At 68.6% G+C, this 18145-nt stretch carries 23 protein-coding genes and 1 tRNA gene; 12 read left to right on the forward strand and 12 right to left on the reverse strand.

Features of this window, described 5'->3' with window-relative positions:
* The first annotated feature begins 3 nt into the window (after positions 1-3).
* Together ACZZZN_RS02625 and ACZZZN_RS02630 are read left to right on the forward strand one after the other, a co-directional pair.
* Positions 4-645: an NAD(P)-dependent oxidoreductase gene (locus ACZZZN_RS02625; RefSeq protein ID WP_463503678.1), complete on the forward strand. Its 642-nt coding sequence runs from the start codon at positions 4-6 to the stop codon at positions 643-645.
* A 153-nt stretch (positions 646-798) separates the two neighbouring features.
* Entirely contained in the window at positions 799-924 is a 126-nt protein-coding gene (locus tag ACZZZN_RS02630; protein ID WP_463503679.1) for a hypothetical protein, read from the forward strand.
* Between the two features lie 184 nt (positions 925-1108).
* On the opposite strand, the gene ACZZZN_RS02635 is transcribed toward ACZZZN_RS02630, so the two are convergent.
* On the reverse strand, positions 1109-2413 hold the full coding sequence (locus ACZZZN_RS02635) for a DUF4032 domain-containing protein (RefSeq protein WP_463503680.1): 1305 nt from the start codon (positions 2411-2413) through the stop codon (positions 1109-1111).
* Between the two features lie 79 nt (positions 2414-2492).
* Complete coding sequence (locus ACZZZN_RS02640) at positions 2493-3596, reverse strand: ABC transporter ATP-binding protein (protein ID WP_463503681.1); 1104 nt, start codon at positions 3594-3596, stop codon at positions 2493-2495.
* A gap of 231 nt (positions 3597-3827) precedes the next feature.
* Here ACZZZN_RS02640 and ACZZZN_RS02645 point away from each other — a divergent pair, with 231 nt between their 5' ends.
* On the forward strand, positions 3828-4835 hold the full coding sequence (locus ACZZZN_RS02645) for a DsbA family protein (protein WP_463503682.1): 1008 nt from the start codon (positions 3828-3830) through the stop codon (positions 4833-4835).
* 10 nt (positions 4836-4845) lie between these two features.
* Here ACZZZN_RS02645 and ACZZZN_RS02650 read toward each other — a convergent pair whose 3' ends face one another.
* Positions 4846-5058 carry a hypothetical protein gene (locus ACZZZN_RS02650; protein WP_463503683.1) on the reverse strand — a complete coding sequence of 71 codons (213 nt, stop codon included), beginning with the start codon at positions 5056-5058 and terminating at the stop codon, positions 4846-4848.
* A 141-nt stretch (positions 5059-5199) separates the two neighbouring features.
* Here ACZZZN_RS02650 and ACZZZN_RS02655 point away from each other — a divergent pair.
* The 3 genes from ACZZZN_RS02655 (at position 5200) to ACZZZN_RS02665 (ending at position 6080) form a co-directional block, all read left to right on the forward strand.
* Positions 5200-5272, forward strand: a tRNA-Thr gene (locus ACZZZN_RS02655).
* A gap of 173 nt (positions 5273-5445) precedes the next feature.
* A complete protein-coding gene (locus tag ACZZZN_RS02660; protein WP_463503684.1) occupies positions 5446-5823 on the forward strand; it encodes a hypothetical protein in 378 nt (125 codons plus the stop codon).
* A gap of 104 nt (positions 5824-5927) precedes the next feature.
* Entirely contained in the window at positions 5928-6080 is a 153-nt protein-coding gene (locus ACZZZN_RS02665; protein ID WP_463503685.1) for a hypothetical protein, read from the forward strand.
* Positions 6081-6092: 12 nt separating this feature from the next.
* Here ACZZZN_RS02665 and ACZZZN_RS02670 read toward each other — a convergent pair whose 3' ends face one another.
* The gene (locus ACZZZN_RS02670; RefSeq protein ID WP_463503686.1) at positions 6093-6437 is read right to left on the reverse strand and encodes a hypothetical protein; all 345 of its coding nucleotides are present in this window, start codon (positions 6435-6437) and stop codon (positions 6093-6095) included.
* A gap of 128 nt (positions 6438-6565) precedes the next feature.
* Between ACZZZN_RS02670 and ACZZZN_RS02675 the strand changes: the two genes are divergently transcribed.
* A complete protein-coding gene (locus ACZZZN_RS02675; RefSeq protein ID WP_463503687.1) occupies positions 6566-7519 on the forward strand; it encodes an aldo/keto reductase in 954 nt (317 codons plus the stop codon).
* Positions 7520-7553: 34 nt separating this feature from the next.
* Here the strand turns inward: ACZZZN_RS02675 and ACZZZN_RS02680 are convergent, their stop codons facing one another.
* From ACZZZN_RS02680 to ACZZZN_RS02705, 6 genes are read right to left on the reverse strand one after another with little or no spacing between them, the layout of a single operon-like run.
* Complete coding sequence (locus ACZZZN_RS02680) at positions 7554-8264, reverse strand: response regulator transcription factor (RefSeq protein WP_463503688.1); 711 nt, start codon at positions 8262-8264, stop codon at positions 7554-7556.
* Positions 8230-9534 (reverse strand): sensor histidine kinase, encoded by a 1305-nt coding sequence (locus ACZZZN_RS02685; RefSeq protein ID WP_463503689.1) that lies wholly within the window; start codon positions 9532-9534, stop codon positions 8230-8232. The genes ACZZZN_RS02680 and ACZZZN_RS02685 overlap by 35 nt, the downstream gene beginning before the upstream one ends.
* A 38-nt stretch (positions 9535-9572) precedes the next feature.
* The gene (locus ACZZZN_RS02690; RefSeq protein WP_463503690.1) at positions 9573-10382 is read right to left on the reverse strand and encodes an ABC transporter permease; all 810 of its coding nucleotides are present in this window, start codon (positions 10380-10382) and stop codon (positions 9573-9575) included.
* Positions 10379-11290 (reverse strand): ABC transporter ATP-binding protein, encoded by a 912-nt coding sequence (locus ACZZZN_RS02695; protein WP_463503691.1) that lies wholly within the window; start codon positions 11288-11290, stop codon positions 10379-10381. Before ACZZZN_RS02695 ends, ACZZZN_RS02690 begins: the two co-directional genes overlap by 4 nt.
* 60 nt (positions 11291-11350) lie before the next feature.
* Entirely contained in the window at positions 11351-11746 is a 396-nt protein-coding gene (locus ACZZZN_RS02700; RefSeq protein WP_463503692.1) for an MmcQ/YjbR family DNA-binding protein, read from the reverse strand.
* A 4-nt stretch (positions 11747-11750) separates the two neighbouring features.
* Positions 11751-12419, reverse strand: coding sequence for an SOS response-associated peptidase family protein (locus tag ACZZZN_RS02705; protein WP_463503693.1), 669 nt, complete (start codon positions 12417-12419; stop codon positions 11751-11753).
* Positions 12420-12525: 106 nt separating this feature from the next.
* Here ACZZZN_RS02705 and ACZZZN_RS02710 point away from each other — a divergent pair, with 106 nt between their 5' ends.
* Positions 12526-13437 (forward strand): DMT family transporter, encoded by a 912-nt coding sequence (locus ACZZZN_RS02710; protein ID WP_463506533.1) that lies wholly within the window; start codon positions 12526-12528, stop codon positions 13435-13437.
* Here the strand turns inward: ACZZZN_RS02710 and ACZZZN_RS02715 are convergent, their stop codons facing one another.
* Positions 13438-13995, reverse strand: a complete 558-nt coding sequence (locus ACZZZN_RS02715) for a nitroreductase family protein (RefSeq protein ID WP_463503694.1) — start codon at positions 13993-13995, stop codon at positions 13438-13440.
* A complete protein-coding gene (gene msrB, locus ACZZZN_RS02720) occupies positions 13992-14396 on the reverse strand; it encodes a peptide-methionine (R)-S-oxide reductase MsrB (protein ID WP_463503695.1) in 405 nt (134 codons plus the stop codon). The genes ACZZZN_RS02715 and msrB overlap by 4 nt, the downstream gene beginning before the upstream one ends.
* 70 nt (positions 14397-14466) lie before the next feature.
* On the opposite strand from msrB, the gene ACZZZN_RS02725 reads away from it, so the two are divergent.
* The 4 genes from ACZZZN_RS02725 to groL all read left to right on the forward strand — a co-directional run bounded on the left by ACZZZN_RS02725 (position 14467) and on the right by groL (position 18111).
* Positions 14467-15483, forward strand: coding sequence for a DUF2332 family protein (locus tag ACZZZN_RS02725; protein ID WP_463503696.1), 1017 nt, complete (start codon positions 14467-14469; stop codon positions 15481-15483).
* Positions 15468-15725 (forward strand): DUF3263 domain-containing protein, encoded by a 258-nt coding sequence (locus ACZZZN_RS02730; protein ID WP_463503697.1) that lies wholly within the window; start codon positions 15468-15470, stop codon positions 15723-15725. Before ACZZZN_RS02725 ends, ACZZZN_RS02730 begins: the two co-directional genes overlap by 16 nt.
* Before the next feature lie 78 nt (positions 15726-15803).
* Positions 15804-16382 carry a LytR C-terminal domain-containing protein gene (locus ACZZZN_RS02735; RefSeq protein ID WP_463503698.1) on the forward strand — a complete coding sequence of 193 codons (579 nt, stop codon included), beginning with the start codon at positions 15804-15806 and terminating at the stop codon, positions 16380-16382.
* A gap of 109 nt (positions 16383-16491) precedes the next feature.
* A complete protein-coding gene (gene groL, locus ACZZZN_RS02740; protein WP_201471430.1) occupies positions 16492-18111 on the forward strand; it encodes a chaperonin GroEL in 1620 nt (539 codons plus the stop codon).
* Positions 18112-18145: the final 34 nt, after the last annotated feature.

Consider the following 18145-nt stretch of genomic DNA (forward strand, 5'->3'; position numbering starts at 1 on the left):
CGCATGGCTCGCATCGTCGTCCTCGGAGGGACCGGCTACGCCGGTCGTCACATCGTCGCGGAGGCGGTGAGCCGCGGACACGAGGTGATCGCGATCTCGCGCTCCACACCGTCGGATGCCGTCGACGGCGCGTCGTACGTGCAGGGGTCGGCGCTCGAGCCGGCGTCGCTCGCGAGCGCGTTCGACGGGGCGGATGCCGTCGTCTCGTCGCTGTCGCCTCGCGGTGACATGACCGACAACGTGCTGGAGGCGTTGAAGGGTGTGATCCGCGTGCTCGCGGGCACCAGCACACGCCTCGGCGTCGTCGGGGGAGCGGGCGGAAGCCTCGTGTCGCCGGAGGGGCCGCGGCTCTTCGACCTGGACTTCCCCGAGGAGTACAAGCACGAGGCGCAGGTCGGCATCGACTCGCTCGAGCTGCTGAAGGGCTCGGATGCCGGTCTCGACTGGTTCTTCGTGCACCCGGCCGAGGTCTTCGGTCCGTGGGCTGAGGGAGAGCGCACCGGTCACTACCGCGACGGCGGCGACGTGCTCGTGCGTGATGACGAGGGCAAGTCGTACATCTCGGGCGCCGACTTCGCGGTCGCCGTGATCGATGAGATCGAGCAGGGCAACCACCACCGCCAGCGGTTCACCGTCGGCTACTGATTTTCGTACCCGTCGAGCACCTCGGTCGTTGAGCGAAGCCGACGGGGTCGCCTGAGACGACACGCGGTGGGTCGTTCTCGTGGCGGTACTGCGTTTCGTCTCGCTCGGCTTCGCCGTGCTCGCTCAACGACCGGGGGTGGGCTCGGCTTCGCCGTGCTCGCTCAACGACCGGGGGTGGCGGGGCTTCGCCGTGCTCGCTCAACGACCGGGGGTGGGCTGGGCGTCGCCGTGCTCGAGCAGGGCAACCACCACCGCCAGCGGTTCACCGTCGGCTACTGATTTTCGTACCCGTCCAGCACCTCGGTCGTTGAGCGAAGCCGACGGAGTCGCCTGAGACGAAACGCGGTGGGCCGTTCTCGTGGCCGTACTGCGTTTCGTCTCGCTCGGCTTCGCCGTGCTCGCTCAACGACCGGGGGTGGGCTCGGCTTCGCCGTGCTCGAGCGACGACCGGGGGTGGCGGGGCTCAGACGAGATCGCGCCAGTCGACCTCGTCCGTGTCGTCCGACACGGGCTGCGAGCCGGTGATCACCGGCAGACTCATCGTCTCGGTGGGTGGCCCCATGATCGTGGCCTCGTCGCGGCGGTGGCGCAGCACCTCGTTGATGTAGCTCGTCAACACCTCGGCGAGGGGCACGGCGCGCCCCTGAGCCTGTGACAGGTACCAGCGGTGCTCGAGCACCTGGTGGAAGACCTCTGCGGGTTCGAGCTTGGTGCGCAGCTCGTAGGGGATCGCCCGCACCACCGGTTCGAACACGCGCGTGAGCCACTCGTGCGCGTACATCTCCTCGTCAGCCCACTGCTTGGTGGAGCGCACGCGGAACTCATCGAGGTCGTTCAGCAGACGCCGCGCCTGGTTCTCCTCGACGTCGAGCCCGGTGAGGCGGATCAGACGTCGCTGATGGTGCCCCGCGTCCACGACCTTCGGCTGGATCTCGACGACCGTGCCGTCGGACGTGGTCGACATCGACATCTCGTCGATGTCGAAGCCGAGGGCGTTCAGACGCTCCACGCGTTCGGTGATACGCCAGGTCTCGGCAGAGGCGAAGGACTCCTGCGCGGTGAGCTCGGCCCACAGCGAGCGGTACGACGAGACGATGCCGTCGGCGATCGCGATCGCGTCGACGCCGTGCTCGAGACGCCCGCCCGCGGCCAGGTCCATGACCTCTCCGGCGATGTTCGTGCGGGCGAGGTCGAGATCGTAGGCGCGCTGGCCGTCGGTCAGTCCCTCTTCGTGCAACTCGCCCGTCTCGGCGTCGACGAGGTAGGCGGCGAACGCGCCGGCATCCCTGCGGAACAGCGTGTTCGAGAGCGAGACGTCACCCCAGTAGAAGCCCACGTTGTGCAGGCGCACCAGCAGCACTGCGAGCGCGTCGACGAGGCGGTTGGCGGTGTCGGGGCGCAGCACGCGCGTGAACAGCGCGCGGTACGGCATCGAGAAGCGCAGATGCGAGGTCACCAGCGCCGCGGGCAGGGGCTCGCCATCGGCATCCGTCCGACCCGCGATCACGGCGACGCGTGACACGCAGGGAACGTCGAGGCGCGCGAGGTTGCCGAGCATCTCGTACTCGCGGCGCGCCATCTCGTCGGTGGTCTCCTTGACGGCGACGACGCGTCCGGAGAGGTCGGCGAAGCGCACCAGGTGGCGGGAGAGGCCCTTGGGCAGCGAGACGATCTGCTCCGACGGCCAGGAGCCCAGGGGAGTCGACCAGGGGAGGGCGAGCAGTCCGGGATCGACGGTGCTCGCCGTGATGCGCAGCGCGTCCTGCATGGGGCTCCTCAGATGGTGGCGGGAAAGACGAAGCGGCGCGGGCGACCGAAGTCAGCCCGCGCCGCGTCTGTGGTTGTGATCAGGCCGAGACGACCGGCTTGTCGTTCAGGCGCTCGCCCGACTCGATGTCGAAGGCGTGCACGTGGCCCGCGTTCGCAGCCAGCGTGACCGTCTCACCGGCGTTGGGGTGGCTGCGACCGTCGACACGCGCGACCAGGTCGGCGCGCTTGCCGTTGATCTCGGTGTGGCCGTAGAGGTACCCGTCTGCGCCGAGCTCCTCGACCAGGTCGACGACGACCGAGAGGCCCTTGCCGTCTGCCGGGCCGACCGTGATGTCCTCGGGGCGAACGCCCACGGTGACCTGCGAGCCGTTGGCGCGGCCCACGGTGTCGCGGTCGAGCGGGACGATCTCGGTGCCGAAGCGGATACCGCCCTCTGCCAGGTCGGCCGAGAACAGGTTCATGGCCGGCGAGCCGATGAAGCCGGCGACGAACACGTTGTTCGGCTTCTCGTACAGGTCACGAGGCGAACCGACCTGCTGCAGCAGACCGTCCTTGAGCACCGCGATGCGGTCGCCCATGGTGAGAGCCTCGGTCTGGTCGTGCGTGACGTAGACGGTGGTGACACCGAGACGACGCTGCAGCGACGCGATCTGCGTACGGGTCTGCACGCGGAGCTTGGCGTCGAGGTTCGACAGCGGCTCGTCCATGAGGAAGACCTGGGGCTGACGCACGATGGCGCGACCCATGGCGACACGCTGACGCTGGCCACCCGAGAGGGCCTTCGGCTTGCGGGTCAGGTACTCCTCGAGGTCGAGCAGCTTGGCGGCCTCGAGAACGCGGGTGGCGCGCTCTTCCTTGCCGACGCCGGCGATCTTGAGCGCGAAGCCCATGTTCTCGGCGACCGTCATGTGCGGGTACAGCGCGTAGTTCTGGAACACCATCGCGATGTCGCGGTCCTTGGGCGGCACGTCGGTGACGTCGCGGTCACCGATGAGGATGCGGCCGGCGTTGACCTCTTCGAGGCCTGCGAGCATGCGCAGCGAGGTGGACTTACCGCAGCCGGAGGGGCCGACGAGGACGAGGAACTCGCCGTCAGCGACCTCGAGGTTGAGCTTGTCGACGGCCGGGCGGGTTCCGCCGGGGTAGAGGCGGGTGGCCTCGTCGAAAGTCACAGATGCCATTGTGTTTCTCCTTCACCGGCAGGTACGTGCCGGACGATCCGTAGTGATAGAGCGGCGGAGCGATCCGCCGTGACCCCTCATCGGGTCGGGATCAGTATGTCAGAAACCGCGGCATCTGGGTATTTCTCAGCCTGGCTGGTTAACATCGATCTCGGCCGCTTTTCTGCGGCGTTCGCCGGTTCGATCGGCGAACGGGGCCACCCTGCCCCACCGAGACTCTCAAGAGGAACGATGTCGAGCGACGATACGCCGAACGTCCCCACACCTCGCAATTCGCGTGAGGCCGTGCGGGAGAAGGCACAGAAGGTGCACGCGCAGCAGTCGAGGGCGCGCATCATGCGACGGATCATCCTCGGCGCGATCGCGATCGTCGCCGTCGGTGCGATCGGCACGGCGGTCACGCTCGCGGTGTCGGCTCAGGTGTCGAAACCGCAGCTCACCCCGACGGGCATGGCGGATGACGGCATCCTCGTCTCCGACATCAGCGCGTCGACCGTGTCGAGCGAGCCGGTCGAGGCACCGGCGCCGGCACCGGAGGAGACCGAGGCTGGTGGCGAAGCCGCCCCGACGCCCGCACCCACCACCACGAGCACCGTCGACATCCACATCTACGTCGACTACCTCTCGCCGGATGCCGGTGAGTTCGAGCGCGCCAACGCACGTCAGCTCGTGAACTGGATCGGTGAGGGCGCGGCGACCGTGACCTATCACCCCGTGGCGCTGCTCACGGCCAGCTCGAACGGCACGAAGTACTCCCTGCGCTCGGCCGCGGCCGCTGCCTGCGTGGCCACGCACTCGCCCGCCGAGTTCTTCGCGTTCAACCACGATCTGCTCGACGACCAGCCCGAGATGAACACCGACGGGTTCACCGACTCCGACCTCGCCGACATCGCCGGCGCTGTGGGATCGGACAACGTCAAGAGCGTGCGCTCGTGCATCGAGGATCAGGACTACGTCACCTGGGCGAAGGACGCCACGGCCCGCGCGCTCGAGGGGCCGCTCGTCGGCTCCGACGACCTCGTGCTGACTTCGGCACCGATGATCGTCGTGAACGGCGAGGCCTACGTCGGAGCGCTCGATGACCCGAGCGAGTTCTCGCAGTTCGTCCTCACCGTCGCCAGCGACGCGTACTACGCGACGGCGACGCCGGCCCCGGATCCCACACCGACGCCGACGGAGACTCCCACCGAGGCGCCGGTCGAAGAGACCCCGGCTCCGACCGAGACCCCCGCGCAGTAATCGAGGGAGATCAGCTGCGGCGGTCTTCGCGCGTCTCGTACGGCTGAGGCGTGTACCGACGCACGTCCTTGCCATCGTCAACCCAGCGCGTGTGCGCACGGAGGCCGTGGAAGACCCCGAAGCGGATGACGAGATACGCCAGCAGCAGTCCGACGATCACCACAGCGATCCAGATGACGATGCCGAGGGCCGAGGCGAGGAAGAGCGATGAGCCGAGATCCATACTGCGACCCTAACGAACGGCACTGCTGCTCTCTGGCCGCCGTCCGGACGGCGGAAGCACAGCCGCAGACGCTCTAGACTCGTTCATGCGCATTCGACACGATCGGATGCGCGGAGTATGCACCGCGGGAGACCGCGGTCGGCCGACTTGGCGCAATTGGTAGCGCACCGTACTTGTAATACGGGGGTTGCAGGTTCGAGTCCTGTAGTCGGCACAAGAATCACCCGTGAGAGCAGGCGAGGCGGATCGGGCAGAAGAACCGAATACCCCGCTGAGACGACAGCGCAGTGGTGTCCGCCGCGAACGAGCCGACGCGTCTGAGTCCTCCTGCGAGACGAAACGCTCGATTGTGACTCGACGGTTCGCTGTTTGTGAGACGATCAGCCAATGAGCCATGCAACGCCGCTCGTCCAGTCCAGCTCGGGCAGGATTCACGTCGCCGACTGCGACCGCATCGTTCAGGATGCCAGCGATCGTGACCCCCTGTGGACCGAAGTGCCCGTCCGGCATGACGAGATTCATGCGATCGGTCCCTACAGCCGATGCGATCGGTGTGACCCCGACGTGCCCGAGTACCTGGCTCACGTCGCCACGGTTCCCAAGCAGGCCGGCGACCTCACCCAGTGCGATGTCGGGCGCGGCAGCGTGCTGGGCACCATCTCGGTGATCGCGCACGGGTCGCACGGGGTCCGAGTCACTTTCGAAGACGGGATGGAGCGCATCTTCGCGCCGACCGAACACCTCGAGCTTCTGAGCGCGCAGTGATCCGGTCGGGCGCGAGTCTCGGACCTGCAGACCACGGCTGACGCGCCGCGCAGGGGAGCTGCGAACCTGTGCGGTCGTACATGTTCGCCACGTACGGTCGGGGCATGACCAGCAGACAGCCGTCCGACAAGGACGCAGACAGACGCACGCCTCTCACCAAAAGGGACGCGACGGAGGCGGGAACGCCCTCACGATCGCGAGCGCTGAAGCCGCTGCACATCTTCTCCCGCAGGCCCCGACGCCAGCGCGAGGCCTGACGGCAGCTGTCGCTACGGGCGAACGTCGAGGTCGAGGTCGAGTCCGGTGATGTTCCACTCGTCATCTGCGCCCGGCTCCTCGTCGCGCGGGCGCGGGAAGCGATGATGAGCGCGCAATGCGGCGGCCTGCTTCGAGAAGTCGGGGTCGCGGTCCGTCGAGGCGCTGGGACCCACGAGCAGATCGTTGCCGAGCCCGACGATGAGCTCGGCGGTCTCCACCTCGCCGTCGACGACGATCGGGATCTCGAGGGCTTCGGACTCGCCCTCGTTGGCGATCGCGGCGGCGAGTGTCACGAGAACCTCGGCGACGTCGTCGGTCGTCACGAGTTGCTGAGCTGCATAGGAGACGAGTTTCATGCCCCCAGGGTGCCATCCCTCGCGGATCCGTGCCGAGGGCTTGCGCCGGGACGCACGACTGTGACAGGCGGTCCGACACACGGAGTCATACAGGAAATACGTCGCCACGGTCTCCGGTTGTCCCGAACATGACTCGTATCGGAAACAGTGACCTTGACGTGTTCCCCCTCTCGCTCGGTGGCAACGTGTTCGGCTGGACCGCCGACCGCGATGCGTCGTTCGCCGTGCTCGACGCCTTCGTCGCGGGCGGCGGCGACTTCGTCGACACCGCCGACTCGTACAGCGCCTGGGTGCCGGGCAACTCGGGCGGTGAGAGCGAGACGATCATCGGTGAGTGGCTCGCGTCGCGCAAGCCCGCCGGAGTCACGGTCGCGACCAAGGTGAGCCAGCACCCCGACTACAAGGGACTCTCGGCGTCGAATGTGCGGAAGGCAGCCGAGGCCTCGCTGGTCCGGCTCGGCGTCGACACGATCGACCTCTACTACGCGCACTTCGACGACGAGTCGGTTCCGCTGGAGGAGACCGTCGGCGCATTCGGGCAGCTCGTCTCGGACGGGCTCGTGCGCAACATCGCCGTCTCGAACTACTCGGCGGACCGCATCCGCGAATGGATCGAGATCGCGAATCGCGCCGGCGTCGCGCTTCCCGTGGCGGTGCAGCCGCACTACAACCTCGTGCACCGCAACGATGTCGAGGAGACGATCATCCCCGTCGCTCAGGAGTTCGGCCTCGGCCTCGTGCCGTACTACTCGCTCGCGAGCGGGTTCCTGACCGGCAAGTACCGCTCGACCGATTCCGAAGGGCAATCGTCGCCCCGAGCCGGCGGCGCCGCGAAGTACGCCACCGAGGCGGGTCTGCGCATCATCGATGCGCTCGACGAGGTCGGCGACGCTCACGGCGCCTCGATCGCCGCGACCTCGCTGGCCTGGTTGCGCGCACAGCCCACGGTGGTCGCGCCGATCGCCAGTGCCCGCACCGTCGATCAGGTTCCCGACCTGCTCGCCGGCGCCCGCCTCGAACTCTCGGCCGCCGAGGTCGAGCGGTTGAACCAGGTCTCGGAGTGGACTCCGGCTCAGGCCTGAGCGCCGCCGAACCCGCGGACCGGAGACGCCCTGCCTACGCTTTCGTGGGCAGGGCGTCGCCGTCTGCGAGCCCGAGTCGATGAGCGAGGATCACCGCGTGGATGCGGTCGCGTGCACCGAGCTTGGCGAGAACCCGCCCGACATGGGTCTTCACCGTCGATTCGCTGACGAAGAGCACCTGTGCGATCTCGGCGTTCGTGCGCCCGCGCGCGATCTCCAGGAACACATCGCGTTCGCGGTCGGTGAGTGTGGTCGTCGGGTCGTCTACCTGCCCGGACGACCGGCTGCCGGGCGTCTGCGCAGGCTCGTCGCCGAGATGCGGCCCGAGATGCTCGAGGAGCGCTCGGGTGACGCGCGGGGCGAGCGCGGCGTCGCCGCGATGCACCGCGCGCACCGCCGAGATCATCTCATCGCGCTGCGCATCCTTCAGCAGAAACCCGCTGGCCCCGGCGCGGATGGCACCGAAGGCGTACTCGTCGAGGTCGAAGGTCGTCAGTACGAGCACGCGCGTCTGCGGATGCTCGCGCACGATCGCCTCGGTCGCCGCGATGCCGTCGAGACCCGGCATGCGGATGTCCATCAGCACCACGTCCGGTCGAAGCGCGGCCGCCTGGATGATCGCATCATGACCGTCCGTGGCCTCGCCCACCACGACCATGTCGGACTCGGCCTCGAGCACCATTCGGAACCCGAGTCGGATGAGCTGCTGGTCATCGACGAGCAGGAGGGTGATCGGGTCGGTCATCGGTTGTCCTTCCGGTCGACGGGGGCGAGGGCCGCGGGATCGGGGGAGTCGTGGGGAGTTCTGCCCGCAGCCTCCATCTCGAACCCTCGAGAGGCTCGGAGACGAGCGTGCCACCCGCGTGCGCGGCGCGCTCGGCCAGCCCGCGGAGCCCGAACCCGGAGGTTCCGACCGCGCCTCTGGCGCCGTCGTTGACGATCTCGACCGTCACCGTCTCGATCGAGTACAGCAGTCGGACCGAGATCGACGACGCGGTGGGAGCATGCCGCATCGCGTTCGTGACGCCCTCCTGCACGATCCGCCCGATCGCGTGCGATACCGCGGGGGAGAGCGCGGTGCCACCGCTGACCGAGAGTGTGACGGGAAAACCGGCGCGCTGAGCGTGCGCGACGGTCTCATGCGGCGGAGTCGGTGCGAGGGGTTCGAGCGGCAGCGGGGAGTCGTCGGCGCGGAGCACACCGAGCATCGCCCTCATCTCGGAGAGTGCGCTGCGGGCGGTCTCCGCGGACGCGGACGCCGCGGCACGGGCCTGCTCTCGGTCGGGGGTGGCGGCAGCTCCCTCGGACAGCGCGACGATCACCGTGAGCGAGTGCGAGACGATGTCGTGCATCTCGCGGGCGATGCGTGCGCGCTCGTCCGCCGCGGCCAGCTGAGCCTGCTGGTCGCGTTCGACGAGCAGCTGACGGGACCGATCGATCACGGCGGCGAGGTAGCGCTTGCGGCCGCCCACGTTCACGCCGATCAGCGTGCCGATGAGCCCGAGCACGAGCGACATGATGACCGCGTTGGCGGCGATCTGGAACGTGATGACCCCGGTGAGGGTGAGCAGGCCGCCGAAGGCGGCGAGCGACGCCAGCGCGATGCCGAAGCCGGTCCACGCGGCTCGAGACGAGCGGTACACCGCGAGCGAATAGCAGGTGACCAGCAGCAGCGGCGAGCCGATCGGCTGCAGCGCGAAGAGGAACCCGGCCTCGAGCACGAACGTGGCGACGAAAGGCACGAACGGACGCCGGCGCCGCCACAGCAGTGTCGCGCAGACGGCGACGACGGATGCCGGGACGAGCACCGCGATCCCGATCGCGAGAGGCATCGGCAGATCGCGCGTGATCACCCCGGCCGGGACCAGCGAGAGCAGCAGACACACCAGTGCGATCAGCACGTCGGCGAACACCGGATGCCGCGACCAGAAGCGCCGCAGCATGCCGGGAGGACGCGGCAGCCGCAGCGCCTCGTCCTCGCGGACAGAGGCGCTGCGGCTGCGGATGCTGGTCACCGGCCGACTCTACGCGGCTGCGTCGTCATGCACCGCGCTCACGCGTCGCGGGTGCGCAGCACGGCCCAGGCGGAGAGCATCCCCGCGGCGACCCATGCGGCCAGTGTCAGGTAGGCGACGGGGCCTTCGAGGGCAGCGCCCTCGGGGAGGATCGCGCTCTGCGCCGCAGCGACGGGGAGATAGTTCGCAGCATCCATGACCCACCTCCAGGATTCGCCCGCGATCGCGAAGAAGCTCGTCACGATCGGCACGACGAACAACAGCCCGACGGTGGCGGCGATCGCGCCGGCACCCGAGCGCAGGATGAAACCGAACGCGACGCCGATGAGGGCGAACACCGTCATGGCGAGCGAGGCGACGACGATCGGCAGCAGCGAGACCGAAGGATCGCTCCAATCGATGCTCTGGTCGCGAGGCGCGACGATCGCCGACACGGCGAGGGCCGCGGCCGCGAAGATCACCAGCGACGACACGAACAGGAACAGACCGACCACGACCGCCTTCGCCGCGAGCACCGATCCGCGCTTGGGGTTCGCCGTGAGCGTCGAGCGGATCATGCCGGTCGAGTACTCACCGGTCACCGAGATGGCGCCGAGGATGCCCGCGAGCAGCATCGTGAACTGGATCGGCATGACGACGGCCTGGATGGGGTCGAAGCCGGGGACGTCGACCGCCTGCGCGATGAGCACCGCGATGCCGATCGTGAGAACCGCCGCGATGCCGATCGACCACCAGGTCGAGCGGAGAGTGGCGAGTTTGATCCACTCGCCGCGCACGGCGCGGATGAACGTCAGCCGGTGGCCGGTGTCGACGCGCTGCGGTGTGAGAGGAGGAGCCTGGACGGTCATGAGATCTCCTTCGTGCGGTACTCGACCGAGTCGCCGGTGAGGGCGAGGTAGGCGTCTTCGAGTGACCCGGTGGTCGGGGTGAGTTCGTGGAGGGGGATGCCCCGCTCTGCGGCGAGGTCGCCGATGCGCGATGCGGGGAGGCCGACGATGTCGAGCAGGTCGGGAGCGGAGCTCACGACCTCGACGGACGGGCCGCCGACCGCGGCGGCCAGATCCGCGGCGCGCGGTGTGCGCACCCGCACGGTGTTGGTGGTCCAGGCCCGCACGAGCTCGGGCAGCGGTGCATCGGCCAGCACCTTGCCGCGGCCCATCACGATCACGTGGTCGGCGGTCTGCGCCATCTCGCTCATCAGGTGGCTGGAGAGCAGCACCGTGCGACCCTCGGATGCCGCATGACGGACGAACTGTCGCACCCAGCGCACACCCTCGGGATCGAGGCCGTTCACCGGCTCGTCGAGAATGAGCGTGTGCGGGTCGCCGAGCAGCGCCGAGGCGATGCCGAGGCGCTGACCCATGCCGAGGGAGAACTTGCCGGCGCGTTTGCGAGCGACGGCACCGATGCCGGCGAGGTCGATGACCTCGTCGACGCGGGAGGCGGGGATGCCGTGGGTGGCGGCCATGGCGCGGAGATGATTGCGCGCGGTGCGGCCCGTGTGCACGGCCTTCGCATCGAGCAGCACGCCCACCTCGGTGAGCGGCGCGCGCAGCTTGCGGTACTCGCGGCCGCCGACGGTCGCGGTGCCCGAGGTCGGCCGGTCGAGGCCGACGATCATGCGCATCGTGGTGGATTTGCCCGCGCCGTTCGGCCCGAGGAAACCGGTGACGGTTCCCGGCTGCACCGAGAACGACACCCCGTCGACTGCTGTCTTGTCTCCGAATCGCTTCGTGAGGCCTTCTGCTGTGATCATGTCTTCGACGCTACCGAGCGGGTGCTCCGGGGCGCGTCCTCCCTGGGTACCGTTCGCGGATCAGCGCGGGTCATCCTCACGACGGATGCCGAAGGATGCCGGATCGACCGGCCGGTGCGCTCGCGGCAGCTTCTCGACCACCAGCCGATAGGACTCGGTGACGAGTTCGGTGACGAGTTCGTCTTCGAGGCTCGGCCCGGGTCGCAGGGTGATCCAGTGCTTCTTGTTCATGTGGTACCCCGGGACGATGTCGGAGAACGTCTCGCGCAGCGCGACGGAATCGTCGGGGTGTGACTTGAGCGTGACCCGCCCGGTGTCGTCGAGCGGCACCAGCAGGAAGACCTTGCCGCGCACCTTGTACACGTCCCACTCCGGACCGAAGGGGTTCTCTCGCTCCGCCCCCGGCAGCTCCTCTGCGCGTGCGGTGGCGATGGCGATCAGCTGTGTCGCGTCCATGGGATCAGAACAGCCGCGCGCTCGTCTTGTCTGCCGCGCCCTTCTCATCTGAGCGCGGCGCCACCTGCACGCGCTCGTCGAGGGTCGCGGCAGCGAGCAGGGCCTCGTCGATGATCTCCCTGCCCGGCTCGGCGGTGAGCCAGTCGCCGCTCAGCGACGCGGGGATCAGCAGCGGCATGCGGTCGTGGATGTGGGCGAGGTGCTCCGGTGCCGGCCGCATCACGATCGAGTAGCACGTGAACGACTGCCCGTCGGCGGTTCGACCGTGCTGCGTCACCGCGGCCATGCCGAAGAGCGCTCCGTCGTCGACGGCGAACTCGTGCCACACCCGCTCGGGCTTCTTCATCTCGTACCAGCTGGTCGCCGGCACGAGCGCTCTGCTCTTCAGCCCGCCGGGGCGGTCCTGCAGACGTTCGGACCGGGTGTTGATCGAGGGGAACTTCGACGGCTCGCCCCCGACGAGAAACCCCCACCAGGCCGGTTCGAGAGTCGGCGCCGCGTCGGTCTGCGTGATGATCGGGTTGAGGTTGCGCAGGTTCTTGCCGGTCGGGCGCACCGTCTCGCCGGCATTCTGCTGCGCCCAACCACGGAGACCGTCGAGCACCGCCTCGTCGGCCTCGGCAAGGAGTTCTGCGTCGGTGAACCGGGGATCCAGACCATAGCTCGCGCACATGCAGCCAGGGTACGCCGGGCCGCCGACATCGGGCGCCCTAATCCGACCGCGCGTAGCGGCGTACTAGGGTCGATGAGTGACCCCGACCCGCCGCCTCTCTGCACCCGTGGCTCTCGGCGGTGCCGTGGCGATCGGTGTCATGACGGCGATCCAGGCGCGCATCAACGGCGTGCTCGGCGTCAGGGTCGACGACGGCATCGTGGCAGGTCTCATCTCCTTCGTCGTCGGATTCCTTGCGCTGATCGTGGTGATCCCTTTCCTGCCGTCGGCGCGTCTGGGGGTCGGGCGGCTGCGGGACGGCATCCGCGATCGCAGCATCCCGTTCTGGATGCTGCTCGGTGGCACCTGCGGCGCCCTCACCGTCTCGGCCCAGGGGATCACCGCCGGCATCCTCGGCGTATCGCTGTTCACGGTCGGCGTCGTCGCGGGCCAGACCCTGCACGGCCTCGTGCTCGACCGCATCGGCTTCGGTCCCGCGGGGGTCGTCGCCGTGACCCCCGGCCGCGTGGCGGGCGGCGCGCTCGCGCTCGCCGCAGTGGGGATCTCGCTCAGCGGCGATGTCCTCGCCACCGCCCCGCTCTGGATGCTCCTGCTGCCGTTCGCCGCGGGCGTGGGCATCGCCTGGCAGGCCGCGACCAACGGTCGACTGTCGCAGCGGGTGCAGTCGCCACTCGCAGCGACGATGATGAGCTTCATCGCCGGCACCGTCGTGCTGCTGATCGCGGCCGGAGTCAGCATGGCGGTGCGGGGAATGCCCGATGCGCCTCCTGCCGAACCCTGGCTCTATCTCGGCGGCGTGCTGGGGGCGGCATACATCCTGCTCGGCACCTTCATCGTCGCGCACACCGGTGTGCTGCTGATGGGGCTCGGGTCCGTGCTCGGGCAGCTCGCGACCTCGGTGGTCATCGATCTGATCTGGCCCGCGGCGGCGGGGCCCGCTCCCTGGCAGATCATCGGGATGGTCGCCGTCGCCGTGGCATCCGTCGTCGTCGCGCTGCCACGGCGCCGGCGCACCTGACTACTTCTTCTTCGACGCCTTCGCGACCGGCATCCGCGTCACGAACGTGCGGGCATCGACCGGCTTGCGACGACCGGCCTTCTTGCCCGCGGGCTTGCCGCCGACATACAGCCACCCGAGGAGCTCCTCGTCCTTGCCGATGCCGTGGGCCTTGGCCACCGCCTTCGACCGGGTGTAGCTGCCGGTGCGCCACAGCACGCCCCAGCCGGCCTCGTCGAGAAGCAGACTGAGCACGTGGGCGACGCCCGAGGCGACGGCCTCCTGCTCCCACCGCGGAACCTTCGAGCTCTTGCGGTAGCTCGCGACGACCGCGATCAGCAGGGGTGCGCGCCGCGGCTTCGACGACGGGGACTTGTCGCCCTCCGCCTTGGCGATCGCGGCAGCGAGCACGTCGCGGTCGGCGCCGCGCAGCTCGATGAGCCGCCACGGGCGCAGGGAGGAGTGATCGGCGACGCGGCCGGCCGCCGAGACGAGTGTCAGCAGCTCGTCATGCGAGGGGGCGTCGTCGGTGACCTTCGACCAGGACTGTCGCGCTCGAACGGCGTCGAGCGCGCTCACGACTCTTCCGGTGTGAAGTTCAGTGCGATCGAGTTCATGCAGTACCGGTCGCCCGTGGGCGTGCCGAATCCGTCGGGGAAGACATGGCCCAGGTGAGAGCCGCACGCGGCGCAGCGCACCTCGGTGCGCACCATGCCGAGGGTCGTGTCCTCGATCAGCTCGACGGCGTCGGGGCGGATCGACTCGTAGAAGCTCGGCCAGCCGCAGCCGGAGTCGAACTTGGTGCCGCTCTTGAACAGCTCCGCGTCGCACGCGCCGCAGGTGTACAGGCCCGCTCGTCCCTCGTCGAGCAGCTCGCCCGTCCAGGCGCGTTCGGTCGCTGCCTGGCGCAGCACCGCATACTGCTCGTCGCCGAGCTCTTCGCGCCATTCTTCTTCGGTCTTGTCCACGCTGTACGACATGAGTCCTCCTGGGGGTTCCGCTCCATTCTCTCGCGTCCGGAGGTGAGCGGGGTCACGAGAGAATGGATGCATGACGGATGCCGTGCAGCAGCGCTACGCTCGCTTCGCCGAGCATGAGGCGCCCGGTCGCAGCGCGCTGTACGCCGAGTGGGCGACGGGAGTCGCGGGCGATCCGGGGATCCGAGCCGTGCTCGCGCGCATCCCCGAGAACCGGCGCCAACCGCCGCTGGTCTTCGCGGTGACCCGGATGCTGGGCGCAGAGCTCGGCGACTACGACGGCTGGCGGGCGTTCGTGACCGCCCATGCCGACGAGGTCGTCGCCGAGTGCACGGCGCGACGGCTGCAGACCAACGAACCCCTGCGCCTCGCTCCGCTGCTGCCCGTGCTCTCCGAGATCGAGGGACCGCTCGCGCTGCTCGAGATCGGAGCGTCCGCAGGGCTGTGTCTGTATCCCGACCGCTATTCCTACCGTTTCACGGATGCCGACGGCGCGGTGCGCCTCGCGCTGGACCCGGCCGACGGCCCGTCGGAGGTCGTGCTGCACAGCCGTGTCGACGGTGCCCTCCCGCCGATGCGGCTGCCCGAGGTGTCGTGGCGCGCCGGGATCGACCTCACGCCGCTCGATGCGGGGAACGACCGAGACCGTCGCTGGTTGCAGGGTCTCGTCTGGCCGGGGGAGGAGGGGCGAGAGCAGCGTGTCACCGCTGCGCTCGACATCGCGGCGGCCGACCCCCCTCATCTCGTCGCCGGAGACGCTCTCGAACACCTCGAGGAGCTCGCGACGCGTGCACCGCAGGACGCGACCCTCGTCATCACGACGCCAGGAGTGCTGGTCCACATTCCCGCGAGGCGCGTCTGGCGCTCGTCGACCGCATCCGCCGACTGCCGGCGCGGTGGGTCACGATCGACCCCCCTGCCCTTCTCGACGTGTGGGAGCCGGCCGTCGACGCCGAGTCGTGGCCCGATTTCGTCGTCGCGCTCGACGGGCAGGTGCGCGCGTCGGCCGATCCACTCGGTCGAACGTGGGAGTGGCGCACCGCCGCGGGCGCCTGATCGACCTACCCTGATCTCATGCTGGGAGAGCTGACCGAGCGCGATCGCGCGATCCTTTCGCTGGAGACCGCCTGGCCGCGGCACGGCGGTGCCAAGGAAGAGGTCATCCGTGCGCAGCTGGGCATGAGCTCGGCGCGGTACTACCAGCTTCTCGGGCGGCTCATCGACTCAGAGGTCGCGCTGGAGTACGACCCGATGCTCGTGGGCAGGCTGCGCCGCATCCGGGATGCCCGCGCGATGCGCCGCTCGACCCGCGCCCCCGGGTTCGTGGGCTGACGCCACCGCGAGAGATCCATGGCGCCGCGCGGCCCGGCGTGGCGCGGATGTCCAGGCCCATGCCAGTAGCATCGAGGGGTGTCAAAGCCCATCCGAGACCGATTCGACGACGTGCCCCGCTCCTCCGGGCGGGTGGGCGCGCACCGCGCCGAGGCCCCCGGGATGAACGGGTGGGTCGTGCTGCTCTGGTCGTTCGTGGCCGCTCTGGTGCTCGTGATCGCCGGCATCTTCGGTTCCCTCATCGTGATGGGACGCATCACGCCGTTCCCCGAAGCCGCACCGACGCTGGCGCCGATCCCCGAGGAGACGGGGGTCGTCGACCCCTCTTACTCGGTGATGATCCTCAACGCCACCGCTGACGAGGGGCTCGACGAGGAGATGCGGACCGTGCTGATCAACAACGGTTGGCCGGCCGAGACGGTCTTCGCCAGCGACAGCACCAGCGAGGACTTCACGACGACCACCGTCTACTACGTCGCGGACGACGACGAGCTCGCGGCAATCGGACTCGCCGGGCTCATCGGCGGCGCCGACGTGCAGCAGAGTGATTTCTACCTCGGCGAGACCGAGGAGGGGCAGAAGCAACTGACCGTCGTGATCGGCCTCGACCGGGTTTCGGGTGCGGAGACCGACGTCGAGGAGACGCCCGCTCCGTAGTCCCTCCCGCAGCTTGCACTCGATGGGGTCGAGTGCCAGAATGGCGTTAGCACTCTCTCACTCTGAGTGCTAAACCCAACGTCTACGTCCAGGAGGGACGAAAAAACTCATGGCAAAGATCATTGCTTTCGATGAGGAGGCCCGCCGCGGCCTCGAGCGTGGCCTCAACATCCTCGCCGACGCCGTCAAGGTGACCCTCGGCCCGCGCGGTCGCAACGTCGTGCTCGAGAAGAAGTGGGGCGCTCCCACGATCACGAACGACGGTGTGTCCATCGCCAAGGAGATCGAGCTCGACGACCCGTACGAGAAGATCGGTGCGGAGCTCGTCAAGGAGGTCGCCAAGAAGACCGACGACGTCGCCGGTGACGGAACCACCACCGCCACGGTGCTCGCTCAGGCTCTGGTCCGCGAGGGTCTGCGCAACGTCGCAGCCGGCGCTGACCCGATCTCGCTCAAGCGCGGCATCGAGAAGGCCGTCGCAGCGATCACCGAGGAGCTCCTCGCCAGCGCGAAGGAGATCGACTCCAAGGAGCAGATCGCCGCGACCGCGTCGATCTCCGCTGCTGACCCCGCGATCGGCGAGCTGATCGCCGAGGCGATCGACAAGGTCGGCAAGGAAGGCGTCGTCACCGTCGAGGAGTCGCAGACCTTCGGCACCGAGCTCGAGCTCACCGAGGGCATGCGCTTCGACAAGGGCTACCTGAACCCGTACTTCGTGACGGACCCGGAGCGCCAGGAAGCGGTCTTCGAGGACCCCTACATCCTCATCGCGAACCAGAAGGTCTCGAACATCAAGGACCTCCTGCCCATCGTCGACAAGGTGATCCAGGACGGCAAGGAGCTCGTCATCATCGCCGAGGACGTCGAGGGCGAGGCTCTCGCGACTCTCGTGCTCAACAAGCTCAAGGGCATCTTCAAGTCGGTCGCCGTCAAGGCTCCCGGCTTCGGCGACCGTCGCAAGGCTCAGCTGCAGGACATCGCGATCCTCACCGGTGGTCAGGTCATCACCGAAGAGGTCGGCCTGAAGCTCGAGAACGCCACGCTCGACCTGCTGGGTCGTGCACGCAAGGTCATCGTCACCAAGGACGAGACCACCATCGTCGAGGGTGCCGGCGAGGCAGACCAGATCGAGGGGCGCGTCACGCAGATCCGTCGCGAGATCGAGAACACCGATAGCGACTACGACCGCGAGAAGCTGCAGGAGCGCCTCGCCAAGCTTGCAGGTGGCGTCGCCGTCATCAAGGCGGGCGCGGCAACCGAGGTCGAGCTCAAGGAGCGCAAGCACCGCATCGAAGACGCCGTTCGCAACGCGAAGGCGGCCGTCGAAGAGGGCATCGTCCCCGGTGGTGGCGTCGCGCTGATCCAGTCGGGCACCAAGGCTCTCGACGCTCTGTCGCTCTCGGGTGACGAGGCGACCGGTGCGAACATCGTTCGCGTCGCGATCGAGGCTCCGCTCAAGCAGATCGCGCTGAACGCCGGTCTCGAGCCCGGTGTCGTCGCGAACAAGGTCGCCGAGCTCCCCTCGGGCCAGGGCCTGAACGCAGCGACCGGTGAGTACGTCGACATGTTCGCCGCAGGCATCATCGACCCGGCGAAGGTGACTCGCTCGGCACTGCAGAACGCAGCGTCGATCGCGGCTCTCTTCCTCACCACCGAGGTCGTCGTGGCTGACAAGCCCGAGAAGGCTGCTGCTCCGATGGGTGACCCGTCGGGTGGCATGGACTTCTGATCCATCAGCACTGACAGAAACGCCCCGACCTCGG

Source organism: Microbacterium sp. AC145 (assembly GCF_979258505.1).